The organism is uncultured Leptotrichia sp. (assembly GCF_938036635.1).
Lineage (GTDB): Bacteria > Fusobacteriota > Fusobacteriia > Fusobacteriales > Leptotrichiaceae > Leptotrichia > Leptotrichia hongkongensis.
The window spans coordinates 1-1,607 of record NZ_CALHQO010000022.1 but is presented as its reverse complement, the minus strand read 5'-3'; the positions used below and the strand labels follow the sequence as shown (position 1 = coordinate 1,607).

At 40.7% G+C, this 1,607-nt stretch carries 1 protein-coding gene; it reads left to right on the top strand.

Annotation, left to right across the window (positions count from 1 at the left end):
* Positions 1 to 1,607, top strand: a 1,607-nt coding sequence (locus tag Q0370_RS00340) for an autotransporter domain-containing protein (protein ID WP_299570533.1), incomplete at both ends; no start/stop codon positions are given.

The window sequence follows — 1,607 nt, the reverse complement described above, 5'->3', positions numbered from 1 at the left end:
TGGTATTAGACGGTAATCTAAAACTTTTTTCATCGGATACCCAGCCTACTCTTGAAGGTGGACTCCCATTCTTTGAAACAAGTTTAAAAAAAGGATGGTTAAATGTAGTAGCGCTGACTTCAAGGGAAGAATCAAGATTAGGGGATACTGACTGGAGCAACCTTACACCGCTATCTCCTGCAGGAGTCGCAAGAATGTGGACTGTAACAGCAGTAGGAGATCAGACTTTCACAATAAGGGGAAGAAACTTTGTAGGTGGAGGTTCTTCATTTGCAGCGCCACTTGTAACAGGAACTGCTGCTCTAATCAAGGAAAAATACCCATGGATGGACGCAAGCCTTATAAGACAGACTATACTGTCAACAGCTACAGACATTGGAGAACGAGGAGTCGATTCTGTTTATGGATGGGGACTCTTAAATATTGACAAGGCATTAAAAGGTCCTTCCCTCTTTGACAGCCAGCTTGCACTTGGTCCAAGCGTAGTTATAAATATTCCAAGCGGAGTATACACTTTCTCAAATGATATTTCTGGAAATGCCGGACTGGAAAAAAATGGGGCTGGAGAACTTATACTGTCAGGAAACTCAACTTTCCTTGGTGATACAAATGTAAATGCAGGAAGATTAAGAGTGAACGGTACTTATGTATCATCACTGAATGTACGGAAACAGGCAACGCTTTCAACAAATAATGCCAAAATACATAACAATATAACAAATGATGGAACTCTTGAAAATAGTGGATCGACACAAATTGGCGGGAACTATAAATCACTTGAAAATTCAAGAGTTGTAGCTGATTTGAACTCAAACCTTCATGTAACAGGAAAAGTCAGCCTAAATAATTCAAAACTTGAAGTAAAGCCTGAAGAAAATGGCGAAAGAAAATATATCACTGCCAACGGAACAAATCAGGATGTAATCACATCGGACAACAAAATTGAAGGTGGTTTTGAAACTGTTGACACTGATGAAATGTTAAATGCCGAAATCAAACAGAATGAAAATTCCGTATCTACAAAGATAAGCAGAAAAAATGTTCTTGAGTATGCAGAAAAAATCGCAGAATCTGATGAAATGCAGAAAAATACTGCTCAAAACTTGGAGACTGCCTTCCAGAACCTGGACGAGAACATTGAAAACGGCACTGCCGGGAATGTTGCGCAGTTTGAAAGAAAGGCTGCCAAGCTCCAGTCTCTGAACCATTCAAACAGAGCCGCAGTCCTAGACAGCCTATCCGGGCAAATCTATGCTTCTGCACAGGCTCTTACTTTCCAGCATTCACAAACTGTAAACAAGGACTTGTCAAACAGACTGGTTATGCTTGGAACTCTTGACAATACCGGAGATAATTTTGGACTGTGGATTTCTGGACTGGGGGCTAACGGTACGCTGAAGCAGGACGGATACGGCAAGGGAGACACTAGAGTATTTGGAGGGCAGGTTGGAGTTGATAGGCAATTTGGCGAAAAACTGATTCTAGGTACTGCATTGTCCTACTCAAAAGCTAACGTTAAGTTTAACAGATATGGTGGTAAATCTGATGCCAATAACTTCGGAGTTTCATTATACGGAAGATTAGGAAACAAAAATATTCCATTCTAC